We start from the raw sequence: 20,521 nt of genomic DNA on the forward strand, positions 1-20,521 counted from the left end.
CACCCCGAAACCCTGCGCGCCCGCCATGGCCGCTGCGTCAACCTCGGACGGCTCGGCCGCTGGGAGGAAGCCCTCTCCGAATCCCGAGAGGTCGCCGTCCTGCGTGAGCAGGTCCTCGGCCCCGACCACCCGGACACCCTGGTCAGCCTGCGCGAGGTCGCCGTCGGCCTCGGCTGGCTGGGCAGCTGGGCCGACGCGCTCACCGAGTACCGGCGTGTGGCCACCGCCCGCGAACGCGTCCTGGGCCCCGACCATCCCGACACCCTCGCCAGCCGCAACGACGAGGCCCACTGCCTGGAACAGCTGGGGCGTGGCGCCGAGGCCGTCGCCCTGTACCGAAGAGTGGCGGCACTGCGAGAGCAGCGGGCCGCGGCGGCGCGCTGACCCGGGGCGAGCGGGCAGGCGCCGTATGGCCGACCCGGATCACCCCGTGTTACCAAGAACCATGACCGCACCCGAGGGACCCCGCGCACACCGGACGTACGACGCCGTCATCGTGGGCGGCGGCCACAACGGCCTGGTGGCCGCCGCCTATCTGGCCCGGGCCGGCCGCTCCGTGCTGGTCCTGGAGCGACTGGACCACACAGGCGGCGCGGCGGTGTCCACCCGGCCCTTCGCCGGGGTCGACGCCCGGCTGTCCCGCTACTCGTACCTGGTCAGCCTGCTGCCGAAGAAGATCGTCCGGGACCTCGGCCTGGACTTCCGGGTCCGCGCCCGTACCGTCTCCTCCTACACCCCCGCCGAACGCGACGGGCGGCCCACCGGTCTCCTCGTCGGCGGCGGCGAACGGCGCACCCGTGAGGCGTTCACCCGGCTCACCGGCTCCGACCGCGAGTACCGGGCCTGGCAGGCGTTCTACGGCATGACCGGCCGCGCCGCCCAGCGGATCTTCCCGACTCTCACGGAGCCGCTGCCCACCCGCGACGAACTGCGTGACCGCCTCGACGACGAGGCGGCCTGGCGGACGCTCTTCGAGGAGCCGATCGGCATCGCCGTCGAGGAGCGCTTCGATGACGACCTGGTGCGCGGCGTCGTGCTCACCGACGCACTCATCGGCACCTTCGCCGACGCCCACGACCCCTCCCTGAAGCAGAACCGCTGCCTGCTCTATCACGTGATCGGTGGCGGTACCGGCGACTGGGACGTGCCGGTCGGCGGCATGGGAGCCCTCACCGACGCCCTCGCCGACACGGCACGCGCGGCGGGCGCGGTCCTCGCCACCGGCCACGAGGCGCTGCGCATCGCCACGGACGGCCGAACGGCCGAGGTCACGTATCGCACGGCCGACGGCGAGGGCACCGTCGCCGCCCGCCATGTCCTGGTGAACGCCTCACCGCAGGCCCTGGCCGACCTGACGGGCGACACCCCTCCGGCGCCCGCCGAGGGCGCCCAGCTCAAGGTCAACATGCTGCTCAAGCGGCTGCCGCGGCTGCGCGACAGTTCCGTCGACCCGCGGGAGGCCTTCGCCGGCACCTTCCACATCGCCGAGGGCTACCAGCAACTGGCCGCCGCCCACGCCCAGGCCGCCGCCGGAGAGCTGCCCGCCGCACCGCCCTCCGAGATCTACTGCCACTCGCTCACCGACCCGAGCATCCTCGGACCCGGCCTGGCCGAGCAGGGCTACCAGACGCTCACCCTCTTCGGCCTGCACACCCCGGCCCGCCTGTTCGAGCGGGACAACGACGCCGTGCGTGAGGACCTGCTGAAGTCCACCCTCGCCCAGCTCGACGAGCACCTGGCCGAACCCCTCGCCGCCTGCCTGGCCACCGACGCCGACGGGCGCCCCTGTATCGAGGCCCGGACCCCGCTCGACCTGGAGCGGGACCTCGGCCTGCCCGGCGGCAACATCTTCCACCGCGAGCTGAGCTGGCCCCACGCCCAGGACGGCACCGGCCGCTGGGGCGTGGAGACCGGGCACGCGAACGTGCTCCTGTGCGGGGCGGGTGCGGTACGCGGCGGCGGGGTCAGCGGAGTGCCGGGGCACAATGCGGCGATGGCGGTGCTGGAGAACACCGGAGGGTGACCGCTCAGTCGGCCTCCTGCGTCCACCCCACCGCATTGAGGCGCGCCCCGTCCGCCGGACGCGTCTCGTCGAACAGGACGTCCCCGGACGCCTCCACCCGCAGTCCGTCCACGTAGCAGCCGCGCCCGACGTACAGCCGGCCCGTCGCGTACCGCCAGCGCAGGGCGAGTTCCCGTGCGGCCGGGAGGCCGGCGGTGAGTGTGTGCCAGACGCGGCCGGACCAGCCGGTGACCGAGCCCGACGGATGCCTTTCGGGATCCCCTCCTCGACGGGACGTGGTGAAGGGCACGGGCCGCCAGCTCGTGCCGCCGTCGGTCGAGGCCTCCAGGACCAGCACATCGGCCTGCGGCTCGGTGTCCCACCACAGCGCGCAGCGCAACCGGGCCCGGCCTGCGGACGTGTCGAGCGCGGGTAGCGTCAGGGTCGCCGTCGTGGCGACCGCCATCCCGGAGAACCAGGCCCTGCGGCGCCGCCCCGGCCGCACCGGCACCGCCCGCGCCATGTTGTTCGCCGCGGCGACCCTGGGCGCCGAACCGGAGCGCCACGTGCGCACCGGATGAACCGAGTTGCCGAGGACGACGAGGAACGAGTCGGTCGTCGGGTCGAGCACCAGCGAGGTGCCCGTGAACCCGGTGTGCCCCGCACTGCGCGGCGTGGCCATCGCGCCCATGTACCAGTGCTGGTAGAGCTCGAATCCGAGGCCGTGCTCGTCCCCGGGGAAGGCGGTGTTGAAGTCGGTGAACATCAGCTCCACCGACTCCCGCCCGAGGATCCGGGCCCGCCCGTAGACCCCGCCGTTGAGCAGCGTACGGCCGAGGACCGCGAGGTCCCACGCATCGGAGAAGACGCCCGCGTGGCCCGCGACCCCGCCCAGACCGAAGGCGTTCTCGTCGTGCACCTCGCCCCACACCAGGCCCCGGTCGAGCCCGGACCACGGTGCCCGCGCGTCCTCCGTGGCCGCGATCCCCTGCCGCCAGGACGCGGGCGGGTTGTAGCGGGTGCGGCGCAGGCCGAGCGGCTCTGTGATCTCGTCACGGAGCAGGACGTCCAGGGTGCGGCCCGTGACCCGTTCCAGCACGAGCTGGAGCGAGATGAGGTTCAGGTCCGAGTACAGATACGCCGTGCCCGGTGCGCTGACCGGCGCCTCGTTCCAGATGCGCTGGAGCTTCTCCTCGTACGTCGGCGCGCTGTACAGCGGAATCCAGGCGCGGAAACCGGAGGTGTGCGTGAGGAGCTGACGGATCGTGATGTCCTGCTTGCCCGCACGCGCGAAGTCCGGCAGGTACGAGGCGACCTTCCCCTCCAGCTCCAGTGCGCCGCGCTCCATCTGCTGCACGGCGAGGATCGAGGTGAACAGCTTCGACACCGACGCCAGGTCGAAGACGGTGTCCCGGGCCATCGGAATCTGCTCGCCGGGCGGAAACTCGACGCCGGTGTCGGTCTTCTCGTCGTAGGCCCGGTAGCGCACCGCCATGCCGATGGGCCGGTGCAGCGCGACCGTGCCACCGCGTCCGGCGAGCAGGACGGCGCCCGCGTACCAGGGGTGCTCGGGTGAGGGGGCGAGGAATGCCTCCGCGTCGGTGACGAGCCGGCGCAGGTGGGAGGAGAGCAGCCCGGCGCGGGCGGCGGAGCCGTGCCGCAGGGTGGGGTGGCGGCCGGACCCCGCCGGGGCGGCCCCGGCGGGCCCGGCGGGCAACGGGGTGAGGGCGAGCGCACCGCCCAGGGCCAGCCCCGTCCGGCCCAGTTGACGCCGGGTCAGTTCGCCGCTCGCAGGTCTGTCGGTCACCGCACACACCCCTTCGCCTCAACGGTCTCGCATGTCCCGTGCAGTATGTCCGCCGCGCGTCCGCGCACACAGCCCGCAGGCGGGGACCGACGCGGCCTGAATCTGAGCACACAGCCCGCACGGGGGAACTGACCGCGGCCCGAATCCGAGCACACAGCCCGCAGGCGGGGGCCGACCGCGGCCTGAATCTGACGGAGCATCAGGAAAGCTCTTCCGTCCTGCGGAGGACTCCGGCATCCTGCGCCCATGCAGACGGAGCTGAGCCAGGAACTGGGAATCGAGCACGCCGTCTTCGGCTTCACGCCGTTCCCCGCCGTCGCCGCGGCCATCAGCCGGGCCGGCGGCTTCGGCGTGCTCGGCGCGGTCCGCTACACCGCCCCCGAGGAGCTCAAACGGGACCTGGACTGGATCGAGGCACATGTCGACGGCAGGCCGTACGGACTGGACGTCGTCATGCCGGCGAGGAAGGTCGAAGGCGTCACGGAGGCCGACGTCGAGGCGATGATCCCCGAGGGACACCGGCAGTTCGTCCGGGACACCCTCGCCAAGCACGGTGTGCCCGAGCTGGCCGAGGGCGAGGCGTCGGGCTGGCGCATCACGGGCTGGATGGAGCAGGTCGCCCGCAGTCAGCTCGACGTCGCCTTCGACTACCCGATCCGGCTCCTCGCCAACGCCCTCGGCTCGCCGCCCGCCGACGTCATCGCCCGCGCCCACGACCAGGGCGTCCTCGTCGCCGCACTCGCGGGCAGCGCCCGGCACGCCCGCAAGCACCAGGACGCAGGGATCGACATCGTCGTGGCGCAGGGCTACGAGGCGGGCGGCCACACCGGCGAGATCGCCTCCATGGTGCTCACCCCCGAGGTCGTCGACGCAGTCGCCCCACTGCCCGTGCTGGCCGCCGGCGGCATCGGCAGCGGGCGGCAGGTGGCCGCCGCGCTCGCCCTCGGCGCCCAGGGGGTGTGGCTGGGCTCCCTGTGGCTGACCACCACAGAAGCGGACCTCCACTCACCCGCCCTGACCCGCAAGCTCCTCGCGGCCGGCTCCGGCGACACCGTCCGCTCCAGGGCGCTGACGGGCAAGCCCGCACGCCAGCTGCGCACCGAGTGGACCGACGCCTGGGACGACCCGGACGGGCCCGGCACCCTGCCCATGCCCCTGCAGGGGCTGCTGGTCGCCGAGGCCGTCTCGCGCATCCAGAAGTACGAGGTCGACCCGCTGCTCGGCACCCCGGTCGGCCAGATCGTCGGCCGGATGACCAGCGAACGCAGTGTCCAGGCGGTCTTCGACGACCTCACCCGCGGCTTCGAGCGGGCCGTGGACCGCGTCAACCGCATCGCCGGAAGGAGCGGACAGTGAACACCCCTGCTCCCGTGGGCTTCTGGGCCCAGGCCACCGCCGACCCCGACCGCGTGGTCCTGGTCGCCCCCGACGGCGAGGAGTGGACCGCCGGGCGCCTGCACGCCGCCGCCAACCGGCTGGTGCACGGCCTGCGCGCGGCCGGGCTGGAACGCGGCGACACCTTCGCGGTGGTCCTGCCCAACGGCGTCGAGTTCCTCACCGCGTACCTCGCCGCCAGCCAGGCCGGGTTCTACCTCGTGCCCGTCAACCACCACCTGGTCGGACCGGAGATCGCCTGGATCGTCTCCGACTCCGGCGCCAAGGTGCTCCTCGCCCACGAGCGCTTCGCCGACGCGGCCCGCGACGCCGCCGACGAGGCAGGCCTGCCGGACACGCACCGGTACGCCGCAGGCACGGCCGGGGGCTTCCGCCCGTACGCCGAACTCCTCGACGGACAACCCGAGTCGCCGCCCGGCGAACGCACCCTCGGATGGGTCATGAACTACACCTCGGGCACCACGGGACGCCCCCGCGGCATCCGCCGCCCACTGCCGGGCAAACCGCCGGAGGAGGCGTACCTCGGCGGGTTCCTCGGCATCTTCGGCATCCGCCCGTTCGACGGCAACGTGCACCTGATCTGCTCGCCGCTCTACCACACGGCCGTTCTGCAGTTCTCCGGCGCGTCCCTGCACATCGGCCACCGGCTGGTCCTCATGGACAAGTGGACGCCCCAGGAGATGCTCCGCCTCATCGACACCCACCGGTGCACCCACACCCATATGGTCCCCACCCAGTTCCACCGCCTGCTGGCCCTGCCCGACGAAGTAAAGGACCGCTACGACGTCTCCTCCATGCGGCACGCCATCCACGGCGCCGCGCCCTGCCCCGACCACGTGAAACGGGCCATGCTCGACTGGTGGGGGCCCTGTGTGGAGGAGTACTACGCGGCCAGCGAGGGCGGCGGCGCCTTCGCCACCGCCGAGGACTGGCTGAAGAAGCCCGGCACCGTCGGCAAGGCCTGGCCCATCAGCGAACTCGCGATCTTCGACGACGACGGCAACCGGCTGCCGCCCGGCGAACTGGGCACCGTCTACATGAAGATGAACACCGGCGGCTTCTCGTACCACAAGGACCAGGCCAAGACCCGCAAGAACCGCATCGGCGACTTCTTCACCGTCGGCGACCTCGGCCACCTCGACGAGGACGGCTACCTCTTCCTGCGCGACCGCAAGATCGACCTGATCATCTCCGGTGGCGTCAACATCTACCCGGCCGAGATCGAGTCGGCCCTGCTCGCCCACCCGGCCGTCGCCGACGCCGCCGTCTTCGGCATCCCGCACGACGACTGGGGCGAGGAGGTCAAGGCGGTCGTGGAACCGGCCCCCGGACACCGCCCCGGACCCGCTCTCGCCGCCGACCTTCTCGACCACTGCGCCCACCGGCTCGCCGGCTACAAGCGGCCCCGGAGCGTCGACTTCATCACCGAGATGCCCCGCGACCCCAACGGCAAGCTGTACAAGCGGCGGCTGCGGGAGCCGTACTGGGAGGGCCGGACCCGACCGGTGTGAGGCGGCGGTGCGGCTTTGGTCGGACCGGAGGGCACGGGCGTCATCCTTCGGTCGGCGCCCGCTCGCCCTTCGGCCGATGTCCGGCCGGGCCCCGCCTTCCTAGCGTGAGGCCATGACGATCGCGACCGAACAGGGAACGCTGCGGCGTGGGGGCGTACGGCCGGGCGAACGGGCACTCGCCCCCGATCTCGCCCGCGGGATCATGCTGCTGTGCATCGTGCTGTCCAACACCGCCTTCCATCTGTGGGCGGCGCGGCGCGGGCCCTCCGGATGGCAGCCCGTGGACGGCTCGTGGCTGGACCACGCGGTGCAGTTCACCATGATCACGGCGCTCGACCTGCGGATCTACCCGCTCTTCGCCTTCCTCTTGGGCTACGGCATGATGCAGCTCTACCTCCGGCAGACCGCCGCCGGCACCGACGGGCGCGACGCCGTGAAACTCCTGCGCAGGCGCAGCCTCTGGCTGATCGTCATCGGCCTCGCCCACGCCACCGCGCTGATGGCCGGGGACATCATCGGCTTCTACGGAGTCCTGAGCCTCGTCCTGGGCCTGGCCTTCCTGCGGCGCGGTGACCGCGCCCTGACGTGGTGGATCTGGATCGGAGTCGCCCTGATGGCGCTCGTCACGGCCGGGCCCGTCATCGCCGCGCTGCTCCAAGGCGACCTGGGCACACTGGGTGACGCCGACGCCGAGGCCGGCTTCAAGGCGTTCGCGTCGGACGAGGAGAACTGGCTCACCGCGGCGGGCACCCGGCTCGAGACCGGCCTGTTCATCACCTTCGCCGCCGCCCCGCTGGCCCTCGTCGCCGGCGGGTACATCCTCTTCCTGCTCGGCTTCTGGGCCGCACGCCGCCGCATCCTGGAGGAACCGCACCGCCACCGCACACTGCTGCGCAACACGGCGGTCATCGGTATCGCGGCCGGCTGGCTCGGGGCGCTGCCCGCCGCCCTCGCCCACATCGGCGCCCTGCGCGTGCCGGACGACATGCAGAGCGAATCCGGGGCACTCATGGCACTCCGCGACGTCACCGGCAACGCCGCCGGCCTCGGCTATGTCGCGGCCGTAGCCCTCTTCACGCACTGGTGGACCACCCGCGGGCCCCGCCGCGGCGCGACGGCGGTGACGGCGGTGGCCTCCGTCGGTAAGCGGTCCCTGTCGTGCTACCTCGCCCACTCGCTGCTCTTCGCCCCGGTGCTGGCCGCCTGGGGACTCGGCCTCGGCGCGCACCTGGGCAGCACGACCATGGCGCTCTTCGCGTTCGCCGTCTGGCTGGTCACCGTGGCCGGGGCGTACGCCCTGGAGCGGGCCGGCCACCGGGGCCCCGCCGAAGCGGTGCTGCGCCGGCTGATGTACGGGCCCCGGGCCGACCGGGGATGACGACATGAACGGGGGGGCCGCCCCACCGGGAGCGGCACCCCTCAGCCACGGTCAGCGGCGCTCGTGCACCCGGACGACCTTCAGCTTCGGCGAGGACAGGATGTCCTTCTCGCAGAAGCGCGACGACACCCACTTCTCATCGGAGAACAGCCGGGTCTGGTCCGCGTGGTGCGGCGACTCGGGGTGCGACGACTGGGAGTACGTCAGCAGGGTGCGGGCCACCGGGCAGCGGCCGCCGTCCCAGCCCACCGCCCGGAGGTGACTGCTGCCGAACGGCACCTCCGTGTAGCCGCCCCCGGCCGCGTTCCACTGCGGTTCGAGCACGTTCCACACGCCGATCCGCCCCGAGCCGCCGGGCATCGGAAGGCGCTCACCACCGCGGACGACGAACGGGTGCGCGTCGAGCGGCGCGTCGAGCGCGATACCCGCCGCGCGCAGTTCCGCCACCGCGTCGGCGAGGGCGACGCCGAAGCCGGGTGCGTCCGTGTTCCGCGTGTTCGGCGTACGCACCGGGTCCGCCGCCGAGAACGGCACCTTCCCACGCCTCCGCGGCCGGCACCGCCTGTTCCAGCTTCCGCCAGAACCGGCCGAACAGCAGCGCGCCCCGGCTCCCCGTGTCGCCGGTCGGTTCTTGACCTCGCCCGGCGGTGAACCGAGGATCAGGTGTCATGACGATGCCCGGACACGGCAGCACGGTCGACGCAGTGCTGCGGCGCAGCGCCCGACGCACCCCGGCGCGCGTGGCCGTGGAGTACGGCGACCGCACCTGGACGTACGACGAACTGGACACCGCCGTCTCCCGAGCGGCGAGCGTCCTCCTCGGCCAGGGGCTGTCCCCGGGCGAGCGGGTGGGCGCGTACGGCCACAACTCCGACGCCTACCTGATCACCTTCCTGGCCTGCGCCCGCGCGGGCCTGGTGCACGTGCCCGTCAACCAGAACCTGACCGGCGACGACCTCGCCTACATCGTCGGCCAGTCCGGCAGCTCCCTGGTCCTCACCGACCCGGACCTCGCGGCGCAACTGCCTCAGGGCGTACGGACGCTGCCCCTGCGCGATGCCGACGACTCGCTGCTCGCGCGGCTGCCCGGGGCGCCCGCCTACGACGGCCCCGAGCCACGCGCCGAAGGCCTCGTGCAACTGCTGTACACGTCCGGCACGACCGCCCTGCCCAAGGGCGCGATGATGACGCACCGGGCCCTGGTGCACGAGTACCTGAGCGCGATCACCGCCCTCGACCTCAGTGCGGGCGACCGCCCCGCGCACTCCCTGCCGCTGTACCACTCGGCGCAGATGCACGTCTTCCTGCTGCCCTACCTCACCGTCGGCGCGACCAACATCATCCTCGACGCACCCGACGGCGACCGGCTCTTCGACCTGATCGAATCGGGCCGCGCGGACAGCCTGTTCGCGCCGCCCACCGTCTGGATCGCCCTGGCCGGCCGCCCCGACTTCGCCACCCGCGACCTGAGCGGTCTGCGCAAGGCCTACTACGGGGCGTCGATCATGCCGGTCCCCGTGCTCGAACGGCTCCGGGAGCGCCTGCCGGGCCTGGCCTTCTACAACTGTTTCGGCCAGAGCGAGATCGGCCCCCTCGCCACGGTGCTCGCACCCGACGAACACAAGGGCCGCATGGACTCCTGCGGCAGGCCCGTCCTGTTCGTCGACGCGCGCGTGGTCGACGAGGACGGCAAGGACGTACCCGACGGCACCCCCGGCGAGATCGTCTACCGCTCCCCGCAACTGTGCGAGGGCTACTGGGACAAGCCCGAGGAGACCGCCGAGGCCTTCCGCGACGGCTGGTTCCGCTCCGGCGACCTCGCGGTACGCGACGCGCACGGCTACTACACGATCGTCGACCGGGTGAAGGACGTCATCAACTCCGGTGGCGTCGTTGTCGCTTCACGTCAGGTCGAGGACGCGCTGTACACCCACCCCGCGGTCGCCGAGGCCGCGGTCGTGGGCCTGCCGGACGAGCGGTGGATCGAGGCGGTCACGGCCGTCGTCGTCCCGCGCGGCGACGTCTCGGAGGCGGAACTGATCGACCACGTCCGCGGGAAACTCGCCCCCTTCAAGGCGCCGAAGCGGGTGGTGTTCGTGGCGGAACTCCCGCGCAACGCCAGCGGGAAGATCCTCAAACGGGAACTGAGGAACGACCTCGGACAGCACTGACGCGCACGAGCCGGGGAACCCGGTTGTGCCGGACCGGCCCCGGACACCAGGATCGGGGCATGCCGATCTTCAGTGCCCCGGACGGAACCCGGCTCACCTATCACCTGCGCGGCGAGGGTGAGCCGCTCGTCGTGCTGCCCGGCGGCCCCATGCGGGCCTCCGCCTACCTGGGGAACCTCGGCGGACTGGACGCGCACCGGCAGCTGGTGCTGCTCGACCTGCGCGGCACGGGGGAGTCCGAGCTGCCGGCGGACCCGGGCACGTACCGCTGCGACCGGCTCGTGGACGACGTCGAGGCGTTGCGGCTCCATCTGCGGCGGGAGCGCGTGGACGTGCTCGCGCACTCGGCGGGCGGCAGTCTCGCGATGCTCTACGCGGCCCGGTATCCGCAGCGGCTGGGACGGCTGGCACTGATCACCGCCACGCCATGGGCCCTGGGCATGCCCGCGACGGCAGGGGACCGGCTGGCAGCGGCCCGGCTGCGCGCGTCCGAACCCTGGTTCACGGACGTGTTCCCGCCGTTCGAGGCCTGGCTGGAGGGCAAGGGCGACTTCGACCCGGTGTTCCTCCCGTTCTTCTACGGGCGATGGGACGACACCGCCCGGGCCCACGCCGACCGTGAGGAGGCCGAGACCAACGACGACGCGGCGGAGGTCTACGGTGCCGACGGCGCCTACGAACCGGACTCGACACGCGAGGCGCTGGCCTGGGTGGGAACCCGCGTACTCGTCCTGGCCGGTGAACTGGACGGCGGCCCGAGTCCGTCGCTGGCCCGGCAGGCCGCACAGGCCTTCCCGGCTGCCGAGTTCGCGGTGCAGCCGGGCGCGGGGCACTACCCGTGGCTCGACGACCCGGCCTGGTTCGTGCGGCGCGTGGCCGGCTTCTTCTCCTGACGCGGGGGGCAACCCCTCTGCTGTCGGCAGAGCGGCCCGGCCCGCAGCCACCCCTCGCCCACCGTGCCGGTATGGAGTTCCTCGCGGCCGTGCAGGACCTCAGCCCTGCGGACCGTACGCCGTCATGAAGCGGTCGCGGAACTTGTCCATGCCCCACCGGGGGGCGTTCCCGGCCGGCTTGAGGCCCTCCGTCCAGTTCCAGTCGGCGACCCGGTCCAGGACCTTCTTGTCCTTGGCGACGATGGTGATCGGCACGTCCTTGCCGGTGTCCCCGGCGGTGACGGTCGGCACCGGCTGGTGGTCGCCGAGGAAGACCAGCACCGTGTCGTCGTCGCCGTAGCGCTCGACCCACTCGGTCAGGCTCCGGATCGAGTACTCGATGGCCCGCCGGTACTCGGTGCGCACCCTCTCCGGGTCCTTCCAGACCTCCGTGGGGTTCGTGCCCTCCTTCTTGATGCGATGGAACACCGAGCCGTCGCCGAGGTCGTCCCAGTCGATCATCCGCGCGATGGGGGACCAGGGGTTGTGGCTCGACGCCAGGATGATCTCCGCCATGATCGGCTCGCGGTCCTTCTTGCCGTGCTCCAGCCGCTGGAAGGCCTCCATGCTGAACTGGTCCGGCACGGGCGTCCAGCTGAAGTACGGGCCGTGGTAGCCGAGGTGCTCGGAGTCGTAGATGTGGTCCAGGCCGAAGTACTTCCCCTCCGGCCAGGCCCGCCGCACTCCCGGCACGATTCCGACGGTCCGCCAGGCGCCCGTCTTCCCGAAGTACTTCGTCAGCGTCATGCGATCGCTCGTGGTCAGATTGCGGTACCGCTGCTGGTTCTTGATCCACAGTCCGGACAGGAAAGTCGAGTGGGCGAGCCAGCTGCCCGCGCCCGTCACCGGCGCCTGCAGCCAGCCGCTGCGCGACTCGAACCCGGCCGCCTTCAGCCGGCTCGTGCCCTCCTGGAGGACGGCGTCGGTCTGCTGCGCCATCGCCGGATCGTCGATGGCGACCCTGCCGTAGCTCTCGATGAACGTGAACAGGACGTCCTTGCCGCGCAGTCCGGTCAGCAACTGGTCGGGCGGTGTCTTCGCGAAGGCGTCGACGGCGGCCTGCTTCTCGAAGACCCGTGCGTCCTTGAGACCCGCCCGGACCTGCTCCACCCGGTTGCCCAGGAACTCCGCGTTGCCCTTGGTGGCGATCGGAACAGTGCCGATCTGCAGGCCCAGGGTCATGCAGGTGATCCACGCCGTGCCGAGGATCAGTGTCGTACGGGCGGCGACGGGCCGGTGCCGGACCATCAGGCGGGTCAAGCGCACCACGGCGAGGGTCGTGAGGACCAGCACCGCGACGAACAGGACGATCACGCCGGTCACGGCCAGCACCTGGCCGGTACGGCCGAACGTCTCCCTCAGGAAGTCCGTGCCGTTCTCGATCAGGATCCAGTCCAGGACCAGATCGAACGGGCGGGCAAGGATCTGGTAGAAGCCCATGTCGACGAACTTCAGGATCGTGACCAGCCCGAGGAACGCGCCCATGACCACGGCCGTGACCCGACGGGGCTTCGGCGGCAGTGTGAGCAGCAGGCCCGCGAGCAGCACGCCCTCGGCGGGAATCCTGACGAACGAGGCGAACTCGATCTTCTCGACCTGGTTCGGTACGAGCAGCGCGAACAGCACGAGGGCACCGGCCAGCACGGTGGTCCCCACGCTGACGCCGCGTGCCGCGCGGGGGTAGCGGCGCCGCCAGCCGAACCAGCCGGGCTTCATCGCGCCGGGCGACCCGTCGGGAGCCGTGCCGGGGGCCGTGTCCGAGCCCGCGTCCTCAGCCGTGCCCGGTTCCGCCTCCGGGGCCGTGTCCGCTTCCGCTTTCGGCTGGTCGGCCTCGGTCTGCTCCCCGGCTGGTTCCTTTGCCGCCGTGTCGTCATCCGGTTCCGCCCCGCCCTCGGTCGTGTCCGAGAGCTGACGGGAGCGAGTGAAGCGCGACACCCGGTGGTCCTTCCGTGCGGTCTTGCTGGCATGGCTGACAGAGCCCGGATACCGAGCCTGCCATCACCAGTACGTCCGCACGTCATCCCGGGTTCAATGTCCCGGCCGGAGAATCACCCGTCCGCAGCCACCGCCACCTCCCGGGCCCAGCGGTAGTCCGCCTTGCCGCTCGGCGACCGCTGCACCGACTCGGTGATCACCAGCCGGCGCGGGATCTTGTAGCCGGCGAGCCGGTCCCGGCAGTGCGTCCGGATGTCCTCCAGCGACAGCCGCGCCGCCCCCTCGCGCAGTTGCACCACTGCCGCCACATGGTGGCCCCACCGGGGGTCCGGCACACCGGCCACCAGCGCGTCGTAGACGTCAGGGTGGGACTTGAGGGCCTGCTCCACCTCCTCCGGGTACACCTTCTCGCCGCCCGTGTTGATGCACTGCGAGCCCCGGCCCAGGACGGTGACCACGCCCTCCTCGTCGACGGTGGCCATGTCGCCGAGCAGCACCCACCGCTCGCCGTCCCTGACGAAGAAGGTCGCGGCGGTCTTGGCCGGGTCGTTGTAGTAGCCGAGCGGCACATGCCCGCTCTGGGCGATCCGGCCCACCTCGCCGGCCGGCACCGGCGCGTACGTGGTCGGGTCGACCACCTGGGTGCGGGCGTTGACCCGCACCCGGAAGCCCCGCTCCGGGCCGGAGTCCTCGGTCGCCGTCCCGTTGAAGCCGGACTCCGACGAGCCGAAGTTGTTCAGCAGCATGGCGTCGGGCACCAGTTCCCGGAACTGCCGGCGCACCGTGTCCGACAAGATCGCGCCGGACGACGACACGCTGAACAGCGACGAGCGGTCGATGTGCCGCAGCGGGCCGCTCAGCGCGTCGACGAGCGGCCGCAGCATCGCGTCCCCGACCAGCGAGATGCTGCTGACCCTCTCCTTCTCCACGGTCCGCAGCACCTCCTCGGGCACGAACTTGCGATGGATCACGACCCGCTGCCCGAAGTTGAAGCCGATGAACGCGGTGAGGGTGGAGGTGCCGTGCATCAGCGGGGCCGTCGGGAAGAACGTGATCCCCGCGCCGCCGGCCGCGACCCGTTCGGCGAGCTCCTCCGGCTTCTTCACCGGCTCTCCGGTCGGGGCGCCCCCGCCGAGGCCCGCGAAGAACAGATCCTCCTGCCGCCACATCACGCCCTTGGGCATGCCGGTCGTCCCGCCGGTGTAGATGATGAACTGATCGTCGCCCGAGCGGGCCGGGAAACCGCGTTCGGGCGACCCGGCTGCCTCCACCTGTGCGAACTCCAGGCAGGGCACCTCCGTGGCTCCCGGCGGCGGAGCGCCCACCCGGATCAGATGCCGCAGCTTCCCGGCCCGGTGACGAGCCGCCGCCACCCGGTCCGTGAACTCGGCGTCGAAGACCAGCGCCGCCAGGTCCGCGTCCCGGTAGAGGTACACCAACTCATCTTCCACGTAGCGGTAGTTGACGTTGACCGGCACGATCCGCGCCTTCAGGCAGCCCAGTACCGTCTGCAGGTACTCCACACCGTTGTAGAGGTGGAGACCGAGGTGCTCACCGGGACGTATCCCGCTGTCGAGCAGGTGGTGGCCGACGCGGTCGGCCGCCGCGTCCAGCTCCGCGTACGTGAGCCGGCGCTCCGCGCCCGTACCGGGGTGGTCGGCGTACACCAGCGCCTCACGGCCGGGGACGACGTCGACGACCGACTCGAACAGGTCGGCAAGGTTGTACTCCACCGCTCCTCCTGACCCCGGGCGTGTCTGGCATCGGACGGTTCGCCGGTCATCAGAGCAAAGGGCGGTCCAACTGTGAAGGGTCAACACGAAAGAATCTGACTGGCTGTCAGAAAACCCTTGAAGTGCTCCCCGCCCTACTGCAACCTGTTCTCGTTCCATGAGAGGGGAGTTCGCCATGGGCGGGACGGAACACCTCACCGTGCAGCGCGAGGGCGCCACACTGGTGCTCACGCTCAACAGGCCGGAGGCCAGGAACGCGCTCTCGCTGCCGATGCTCGTCGGCCTCCACGACGGGTGGCTGGAGGCCGACGCGGACGACTCGGTCCGCTCGATCGTCTTCACCGGCGCGGGCGGCTCGTTCTGCTCCGGCATGGACCTCAAGGCCCTGGCCGGCAACGGCATGGCCGGAGAGGAGTACCGCGACCGGCTCAAGGCAGACCCCGACCTGCACTGGAAGGCCATGCTGCGCCACCACCGCCCGCGCAAGCCGGTGATCGCCGCCGTCGAGGGGGCGTGCGTCGCGGGCGGCACCGAGATGCTCCAGGGCACCGACATCCGCGTCGCCGCCGAGTCCGCCACCTTCGGCCTGTTCGAAGTGAAACGCGGCCTGTTCCCGATCGGCGGCTCAACGGTCCGCCTGCAACGCCAGATCCCGCGCACCCACGCCCTGGAGATGCTCCTCACCGGACGCCCCTACAGCGCCCGCGAGGCCGCCGCCATCGGACTGGTCGGCCACGTCGTCCCCGACGGCACGGCACTCGACCGAGCGATGGAGATCGCCGAGCGGATCAACTCCTGCGGCCCGCTGGCCGTCGAAGCCGTCAAGGCCTCCGTCTACGAGACCGCCGAGATGACCGAGACCGACGGTCTGGCCGCCGAACTCACCCGGGGCTGGCCGGTCTTCGGCACCGCCGACGCCAAGGAGGGCGCCCGCGCCTTCGCGGAGAAGCGACCGCCCGTCTACAAGCGCGCGTAGGCGCTGCCCAGGTTTTTGCCGGTGCGGAGCCGCGGGTCGTCGGTGGCTGAGCGCGCAGTTCCCCGCGCCCCTCAGAGGGCGCGCCCGTGCACGCCGATTCGAAGGAGACAGGCCCTCGATGTCCGCAGTTCTCAAGGCGCCGCTCGTCGTCGAATTTCCCTTCACCCGCTCCCTCGGGCCCGTCCAGAGTGCCTTCCTGACCGGTCTGCGGGAACGTGTGATCCTCGGGGTGAAGACCCGCGACGGCCGTACCCTGGTCCCGCCCGTCGAGTACGACCCCGTCACCGCCGAGGAGATCCGCGACCTCGTCCACGTCGGCCTCACGGGCACCGTCACCACCTGGGCCTGGAACCACCGACCTCGCCGGGGCCAACCCCTGGACACGCCCTTCGCCTGGGTCCTGGTGCGACTCGACGGCGCCGACACCGCCCTCCTGCACGCCCTCGACGCCCCCGGCCCCGACGCCGTCCACACCGGCATGCGCGTCCGCGTCCGCTGGGCCGGGGAACGCACCGGCGCCATCACGGACATCGCCTGCTTCGAGCCGTACGACGGTGAGGTCTCCACCGTCACCGTCCACGCGGGCGAGATCGACGACCCGGTCACCGGCATCGTCGCCGCCGCCCGCCTCGACTACACCTACTCGCCCGGCCGCGCCCAGACCGCCTACATACACGCCCTCTCCGGCCGCCGGACCGTCGGTGAACGCTGCCCGTCCTGCCGGAAGGTGTACGTCCCGCCGAGGGGCGCGTGCCCCACCTGCGGGGTGGCCACATCCGAACAGGTCGAGGTCGGGCCGCGCGGCACGGTGACCACGTTCTGCATCGTGAACATCAAGGCGAAGAACCTGGACATCGAGGTGCCCTACGTCTACGCCCACATCGCCCTCGACGGCGCCGACCTCGCGCTGCACGGCCGTATCGGCGGCATCCCGTACGACGAGGTCCGCATGGGGCTGCGCGTCGAACCGGTGTGGACGGAAGGCTCCCCCTACCCCGACCACTACCGGCCGACCGGCGAACCCGACGCGGACTACGACACCTACAAGGAGCTGCTGTGACGAGCGCACCGCGGGACCGCGAGATCGCCGTCGTCGCCTTCGCCCAGACCGACCACCGGCGCACCAGCGAGGAGCTCTCCGAGGTGGAGATGCTCATGCCGGTACTGCACGAGGTCCTCGACAGGACCGGCCTGAAGACCGCGGACATCGACTTCACCTGCTCCGGCTCCAGCGACTACCTCGCCGGCCGCGCCTTCTCCTTCACACTCGCCCTGGACGGCGTCGGCGCCTGGCCGCCGATCTCCGAGTCGCACGTCGAGATGGACGGCGCCTGGGCCCTGTACGAGGCCTGGACGAAACTCCTCACCGGCGACGCCGACACCGCCCTGGTCTACGCGTACGGCAAGTCCTCACCCGGCTCGGTCCGCGACGTCCTGACCCGCCAGCTCGACCCCTACTACATGGCACCCCTGTGGCCCGACTCCGTGGCCCTCGCCGCCCTCCAGGCCCAGGCACTCATCGACGCCGGCGACACCGACGAGCCGGTCCTCGCCGCCGTCGCCTCCCGCAACCGTGAGGCCGCCACCGCCAACGCGCACGCACAACTGCGGGGGCCCGTACCGCAGGGCGACTACCTCGTACAGCCCCTGCGCACCGGTGACTGCCCGCCCATCGGCGACGGCGCCGCCGCCGTGATCCTCGCGGCGGGGGACCGCGCCCGTGATCTGTGCGCACGCCCCGCCCGGATCCGCGGCATCGACCACCGCATCGAGGCCCACGGCCTCGGCGTTCGCGACCTGACGGACTCGCCGTCCACCCGGCTGGCCGCCGAGCGGGCCGGAGTCTTCGAACGGCCCGTCGACACCGCCGAACTGCACGCGCCCTTCACCGCGCAGGAGATCGTCCTGCGCAAGGCCCTCCGGCTGGGCGACGGCGTGGTCGTCAACCCCTCCGGCGGAGCCCTCGCCGCCAACCCGATCATGGCCGCCGGCCTCATCCGCATCGGAGAAGCCGCCGCCCGCATCCACCACGGCCGGTCCGACCGCGCCCTCGCCCACGCCACGTCCGGCCCCTGCCTCCAGCAGAACCTGGTCGCCGTCCTCGAAGGGGAACTCCGATGAGCAAGGAGCCCGTGGCCGTCGTCGGCATCGGCCAGACCAGGCACGTCGCGGCTCGCCGGGACGTGTCCCTCGCGGGACTGGTCCGGGAGGCGGCCCTGCGCGCCCTCCAGGACGCCGGCCTGTCGTGGGCGGACATCGACGCCGTCGTCATCGGCAAGGCGCCCGACTTCTTCGAGGGCGTCATGATGCCGGAGCTCTACCTCGCCGACGCCCTCGGCGCCGTCGGCAAGCCCATGCTCCGCGTGCACACCGCCGGCTCCGTCGGCGGCTCCACCGCGCTCGTCGCCGCGAACCTCGTCGCGGCCCGCGTGCACGGTACGGTCCTCACCCTCGCCTTCGAGAAGCAGTCCGAGTCGAACGCCATGTGGGGCCTGTCCCTGCCCGTCCCCTTCCAGCAGCCCCTGCTCGCCGGGGCCGGCGGGTTCTTCGCGCCGCACATCCGCGCCTACATGCGCCGCAGCGGCGCGCCCGACACGATCGGCGCCCTCGTCGCCTACAAGGACCGCCGCAACGCGCTCAAGAACCCCTACGCCCACCTGCACGAACACGACATCACCCTCGACAAGGTCATGGCCTCGCCCATGCTCTGGGACCCGATCCGCTACTCGGAGACCTGCCCCTCCTCCGACGGAGCCTGCGCCATGATCCTCACCGACCGCGCCGGGGCCGCCCGGGCACCACGGCCGCCCGCCTGGATGCTCGGCGGCGCGATGCGCAGCGAACCGACCCTCTTCGCCGGCAAGGACTTCGTCTCCCCGCAGGCCGGGCAGGACTGCGCCGCCGACGTCTACCGGCAGGCCGGGATCACCGACCCCCGCCGCGAGATCGACGGCGCCGAGATCTACGTGCCGTTCTCCTGGTACGAGCCGATGTGGCTGGAGAACCTCGGCTTCGCAGGCGAGGGCGAGGGCTGGAAGCTCACGGAGGCGGGCGTGACCGAGCTGGACGGGGACCTGCCCGTCAACATGTCGGGCGGCGTGCTGTCCACCAACCCCATCGGCGCCTCCGGCATGATCCGCTTCGCGGAAGCCGCGCTCCAGGTGCGCGGGCAGGCCGGAGAACACCAGGTGGACGGGGCGCGCAGGGTCCTCGGACACGCCTACGGCGGCGGATCGCAGTTCTTCTCCATGTGGCTCGTGGGCGACCGTCCCCCGGACTCCTGAAAGGTCCCCCTCACGTGCCCTGTTGGCCGTGGGACACGATCGCTAGGCTGGCCGCGGACGACGAACCGGGAGGAGCACGGACGTGGCCGAGACCACCACCCAGCAGCGCCCGCTCACGGGCTGGGACAAGCCGGAGCTTGACCTCACCAACGCACAGTGGCAGTCCAGCAGCCGAGGGCGGGGGGATGTCCAGATCGCCTTCGTCGAGGGCTTCATCGCCATGCGGAACAGTGCCCGCCCGGAGAGCCCTTCGCTGATCTTCACGCCCGCCGAGTGGGGCGCGTTCGTGTCGGGAGCGCGGGAGGGAGAGTTCGACCTCACCTGAGGACGGGACCACCCGTTCCGGACGGCCGGGAGCCGACGGCCGATCCGGGGGTGTTCCGCCCGCATTTCCGGACACGCGACCGGAGGCGTCTGCCCGGAGCCACCGCCTGAGTCAGGCTGGCCCCCGGGAGGGGACGGCCCGATCCCGGAGGTGAGGACCCCATGAGCACTCTGCCCGTCGTAGCTGCGGTCGACGGTTCGGACGACAGCCTGCGCGCCCTGGAGTGGGCTGTCGACGCCGCTCGCCGGCGCGCGGCACCCCTGCGCGTGGCGCACGTCCGCCAGTACGCCCACTGGGCGCAGCCCGAGGTCCTCGCCGCAGGGCTCGCGGAACAGCCGGACGACCCCGTGCTCGGCCAGGTCCGCGCCCACCTGGAGGGGCTCGCCGACCAGCTGGACACGGAGTACGTCGGCGTGGAGGGCGCGGTCGGCGCGGTCCTGCCCGAACTGGGTGCCGCCGCCCAGCTGCTGGTGCTCGGCTCCCGCGGCCGCGGCGGCTTCGCCAGTCTGGTGCTCGGCTCCACCAGCATGGCCACCGCCCGCGACGCCGAGTGCCCCGTCGTCGTGGTGCCCCGGCCCGGACGCGAGGTCCACGGCGAGGCGCCGGGCGGTCCCGGCTCACGTGTGGTCGTCGGCCTCAAGGTGGACGGTCCCGACGAGGCCACACTCGAGTTCGCCTTCGCCGAGGCCGCCCGGCGCGGTGCACGGCTCCAGGCGGTCGCCGCCTATCCGTGGCCCGCGCAGCCCTGGATGATGCCCGGGGAGATGCCCCCGCCGATCGTCGACCAGGACGTCATCGAGGACGAGACCCGGGTCCTCGCCGACGGTTTCCTCGCCCCGTACCGTGAACGGCACCCGGACGTCCCGATCCAGCTGATCCCGGCGGCTGGCGACGCGGCCGGCTACCTCGTCGCGGCCTCCCGGGGCGCCGACCTCGTCGTGGTGGGCCGCCACCGGCGGCGTCTGCTCTCACCCGTGCGCATGATGGGCTCGGTCACCCACGCCGTCCTGCTGCACGCCGCGAGCCCCGTCGCCGTGGTGCCGCCCGCGTCCCCGGCGGACTGACCTCACCC

16 protein-coding genes and 1 pseudogene are annotated in these 20,521 nt (G+C 72.1%); 13 read left to right on the top strand and 4 right to left on the bottom strand.

Annotated elements, in window-relative coordinates:
• Both C1J00_RS10505 and C1J00_RS10510 read left to right on the top strand, forming a co-directional pair.
• On the top strand, window positions 1-384 hold a 384-nt coding region (locus C1J00_RS10505), incomplete at its 5' end, for a tetratricopeptide repeat protein (RefSeq protein ID WP_146046171.1).
• A gap of 25 nt (window positions 385-409) precedes the next feature.
• The gene (locus C1J00_RS10510; RefSeq protein WP_102908771.1) at window positions 410-2,023 is read left to right on the top strand and encodes a phytoene desaturase family protein; all 1,614 of its coding nucleotides are present in this window, start codon (window positions 410-412) and stop codon (window positions 2,021-2,023) included.
• 4 nt (window positions 2,024-2,027) lie between these two features.
• Here the strand turns inward: C1J00_RS10510 and C1J00_RS10515 are convergent, their stop codons facing one another.
• Window positions 2,028-3,809: a serine hydrolase domain-containing protein gene (locus C1J00_RS10515; RefSeq protein ID WP_102908772.1), complete on the bottom strand. Its 1,782-nt coding sequence runs from the start codon at window positions 3,807-3,809 to the stop codon at window positions 2,028-2,030.
• Between the two features lie 246 nt (window positions 3,810-4,055).
• Between C1J00_RS10515 and C1J00_RS10520 the strand changes: the two genes are divergently transcribed.
• From C1J00_RS10520 to C1J00_RS10530, 3 genes are all read left to right on the top strand, one after another.
• Complete coding sequence (locus tag C1J00_RS10520; RefSeq protein ID WP_102908773.1) at window positions 4,056-5,165, top strand: NAD(P)H-dependent flavin oxidoreductase; 1,110 nt, start codon at window positions 4,056-4,058, stop codon at window positions 5,163-5,165.
• On the top strand, window positions 5,162-6,715 hold the full coding sequence (locus C1J00_RS10525) for an acyl-CoA synthetase (protein WP_102908774.1): 1,554 nt from the start codon (window positions 5,162-5,164) through the stop codon (window positions 6,713-6,715). The genes C1J00_RS10520 and C1J00_RS10525 overlap by 4 nt, the downstream gene beginning before the upstream one ends.
• A 112-nt stretch (window positions 6,716-6,827) precedes the next feature.
• Window positions 6,828-8,093: a DUF418 domain-containing protein gene (locus C1J00_RS10530; RefSeq protein ID WP_102908775.1), complete on the top strand. Its 1,266-nt coding sequence runs from the start codon at window positions 6,828-6,830 to the stop codon at window positions 8,091-8,093.
• A gap of 51 nt (window positions 8,094-8,144) precedes the next feature.
• Here the strand turns inward: C1J00_RS10530 and C1J00_RS10535 are convergent.
• A pseudogene (locus tag C1J00_RS10535) lies at window positions 8,145-8,718 on the bottom strand (penicillin acylase family protein); the annotation flags it as partial.
• Window positions 8,719-8,761: 43 nt separating this feature from the next.
• On the opposite strand from C1J00_RS10535, the gene C1J00_RS10540 reads away from it, so the two are divergent.
• Both C1J00_RS10540 and C1J00_RS10545 read left to right on the top strand, forming a co-directional pair.
• Window positions 8,762-10,264 carry an acyl-CoA synthetase gene (locus C1J00_RS10540; RefSeq protein WP_102908776.1) on the top strand — a complete coding sequence of 501 codons (1,503 nt, stop codon included), beginning with the start codon at window positions 8,762-8,764 and terminating at the stop codon, window positions 10,262-10,264.
• Between the two features lie 59 nt (window positions 10,265-10,323).
• Window positions 10,324-11,157, top strand: coding sequence for an alpha/beta fold hydrolase (locus tag C1J00_RS10545; RefSeq protein WP_102908777.1), 834 nt, complete (start codon window positions 10,324-10,326; stop codon window positions 11,155-11,157).
• A gap of 99 nt (window positions 11,158-11,256) precedes the next feature.
• Here C1J00_RS10545 and C1J00_RS10550 read toward each other — a convergent pair whose 3' ends face one another.
• Both C1J00_RS10550 and C1J00_RS10555 read right to left on the bottom strand, forming a co-directional pair.
• Entirely contained in the window at window positions 11,257-13,131 is a 1,875-nt protein-coding gene (locus tag C1J00_RS10550) for an alkaline phosphatase family protein (RefSeq protein WP_102908778.1), read from the bottom strand.
• Window positions 13,132-13,244: 113 nt separating this feature from the next.
• The gene (locus C1J00_RS10555) at window positions 13,245-14,864 is read right to left on the bottom strand and encodes an acyl-CoA synthetase (RefSeq protein ID WP_102908779.1); all 1,620 of its coding nucleotides are present in this window, start codon (window positions 14,862-14,864) and stop codon (window positions 13,245-13,247) included.
• A gap of 175 nt (window positions 14,865-15,039) precedes the next feature.
• Here C1J00_RS10555 and C1J00_RS10560 point away from each other — a divergent pair, with 175 nt between their 5' ends.
• The 6 genes from C1J00_RS10560 (at window position 15,040) to C1J00_RS10585 (ending at window position 20,513) form a co-directional block, all read left to right on the top strand.
• Window positions 15,040-15,840, top strand: a complete 801-nt coding sequence (locus C1J00_RS10560) for a crotonase/enoyl-CoA hydratase family protein (protein WP_102908780.1) — start codon at window positions 15,040-15,042, stop codon at window positions 15,838-15,840.
• A 118-nt stretch (window positions 15,841-15,958) separates the two neighbouring features.
• Window positions 15,959-16,900, top strand: a complete 942-nt coding sequence (locus C1J00_RS10565; protein WP_102908781.1) for a Zn-ribbon domain-containing OB-fold protein — start codon at window positions 15,959-15,961, stop codon at window positions 16,898-16,900.
• The gene (locus tag C1J00_RS10570; RefSeq protein ID WP_102908782.1) at window positions 16,897-17,961 is read left to right on the top strand and encodes a thiolase family protein; all 1,065 of its coding nucleotides are present in this window, start codon (window positions 16,897-16,899) and stop codon (window positions 17,959-17,961) included. The genes C1J00_RS10565 and C1J00_RS10570 overlap by 4 nt, the downstream gene beginning before the upstream one ends.
• Window positions 17,958-19,124, top strand: a complete 1,167-nt coding sequence (locus C1J00_RS10575; RefSeq protein ID WP_102908783.1) for a thiolase family protein — start codon at window positions 17,958-17,960, stop codon at window positions 19,122-19,124. The genes C1J00_RS10570 and C1J00_RS10575 overlap by 4 nt, the downstream gene beginning before the upstream one ends.
• An 82-nt stretch (window positions 19,125-19,206) precedes the next feature.
• A complete protein-coding gene (locus C1J00_RS10580; RefSeq protein ID WP_010033039.1) occupies window positions 19,207-19,449 on the top strand; it encodes a DUF397 domain-containing protein in 243 nt (80 codons plus the stop codon).
• Window positions 19,450-19,610: 161 nt separating this feature from the next.
• A complete protein-coding gene (locus C1J00_RS10585; protein ID WP_102908784.1) occupies window positions 19,611-20,513 on the top strand; it encodes a universal stress protein in 903 nt (300 codons plus the stop codon).
• Window positions 20,514-20,521 lie beyond the last annotated feature (8 nt).

Origin of the sequence: Streptomyces cahuitamycinicus (assembly GCF_002891435.1) — a bacterium.
GTDB lineage: Bacteria > Actinomycetota > Actinomycetes > Streptomycetales > Streptomycetaceae > Streptomyces > Streptomyces cahuitamycinicus.

What these genes read in the sequence shown, in the direction of transcription:
- C1J00_RS10540 (WP_102908776.1), top strand. Translation starts at nt 8,762, where the DNA reads ATGACGATGCCCGGACACGGCAGCACGGTCGACGCAGTGCTGCGGCGC.
- C1J00_RS10560 (WP_102908780.1), top strand. Translation starts at nt 15,040, where the DNA reads ATGGGCGGGACGGAACACCTCACCGTGCAGCGCGAGGGCGCCACACTG.
- C1J00_RS10545 (WP_102908777.1), top strand. Translation starts at nt 10,324, where the DNA reads ATGCCGATCTTCAGTGCCCCGGACGGAACCCGGCTCACCTATCACCTG.
- C1J00_RS10565 (WP_102908781.1), top strand. Translation starts at nt 15,959, where the DNA reads ATGTCCGCAGTTCTCAAGGCGCCGCTCGTCGTCGAATTTCCCTTCACC.
- C1J00_RS10575 (WP_102908783.1), top strand. Translation starts at nt 17,958, where the DNA reads ATGAGCAAGGAGCCCGTGGCCGTCGTCGGCATCGGCCAGACCAGGCAC.
- C1J00_RS10510 (WP_102908771.1), top strand. Translation starts at nt 410, where the DNA reads ATGGCCGACCCGGATCACCCCGTGTTACCAAGAACCATGACCGCACCC.
- C1J00_RS10520 (WP_102908773.1), top strand. Translation starts at nt 4,056, where the DNA reads ATGCAGACGGAGCTGAGCCAGGAACTGGGAATCGAGCACGCCGTCTTC.
- C1J00_RS10530 (WP_102908775.1), top strand. Translation starts at nt 6,828, where the DNA reads ATGACGATCGCGACCGAACAGGGAACGCTGCGGCGTGGGGGCGTACGG.
- C1J00_RS10585 (WP_102908784.1), top strand. Translation starts at nt 19,611, where the DNA reads ATGAGCACTCTGCCCGTCGTAGCTGCGGTCGACGGTTCGGACGACAGC.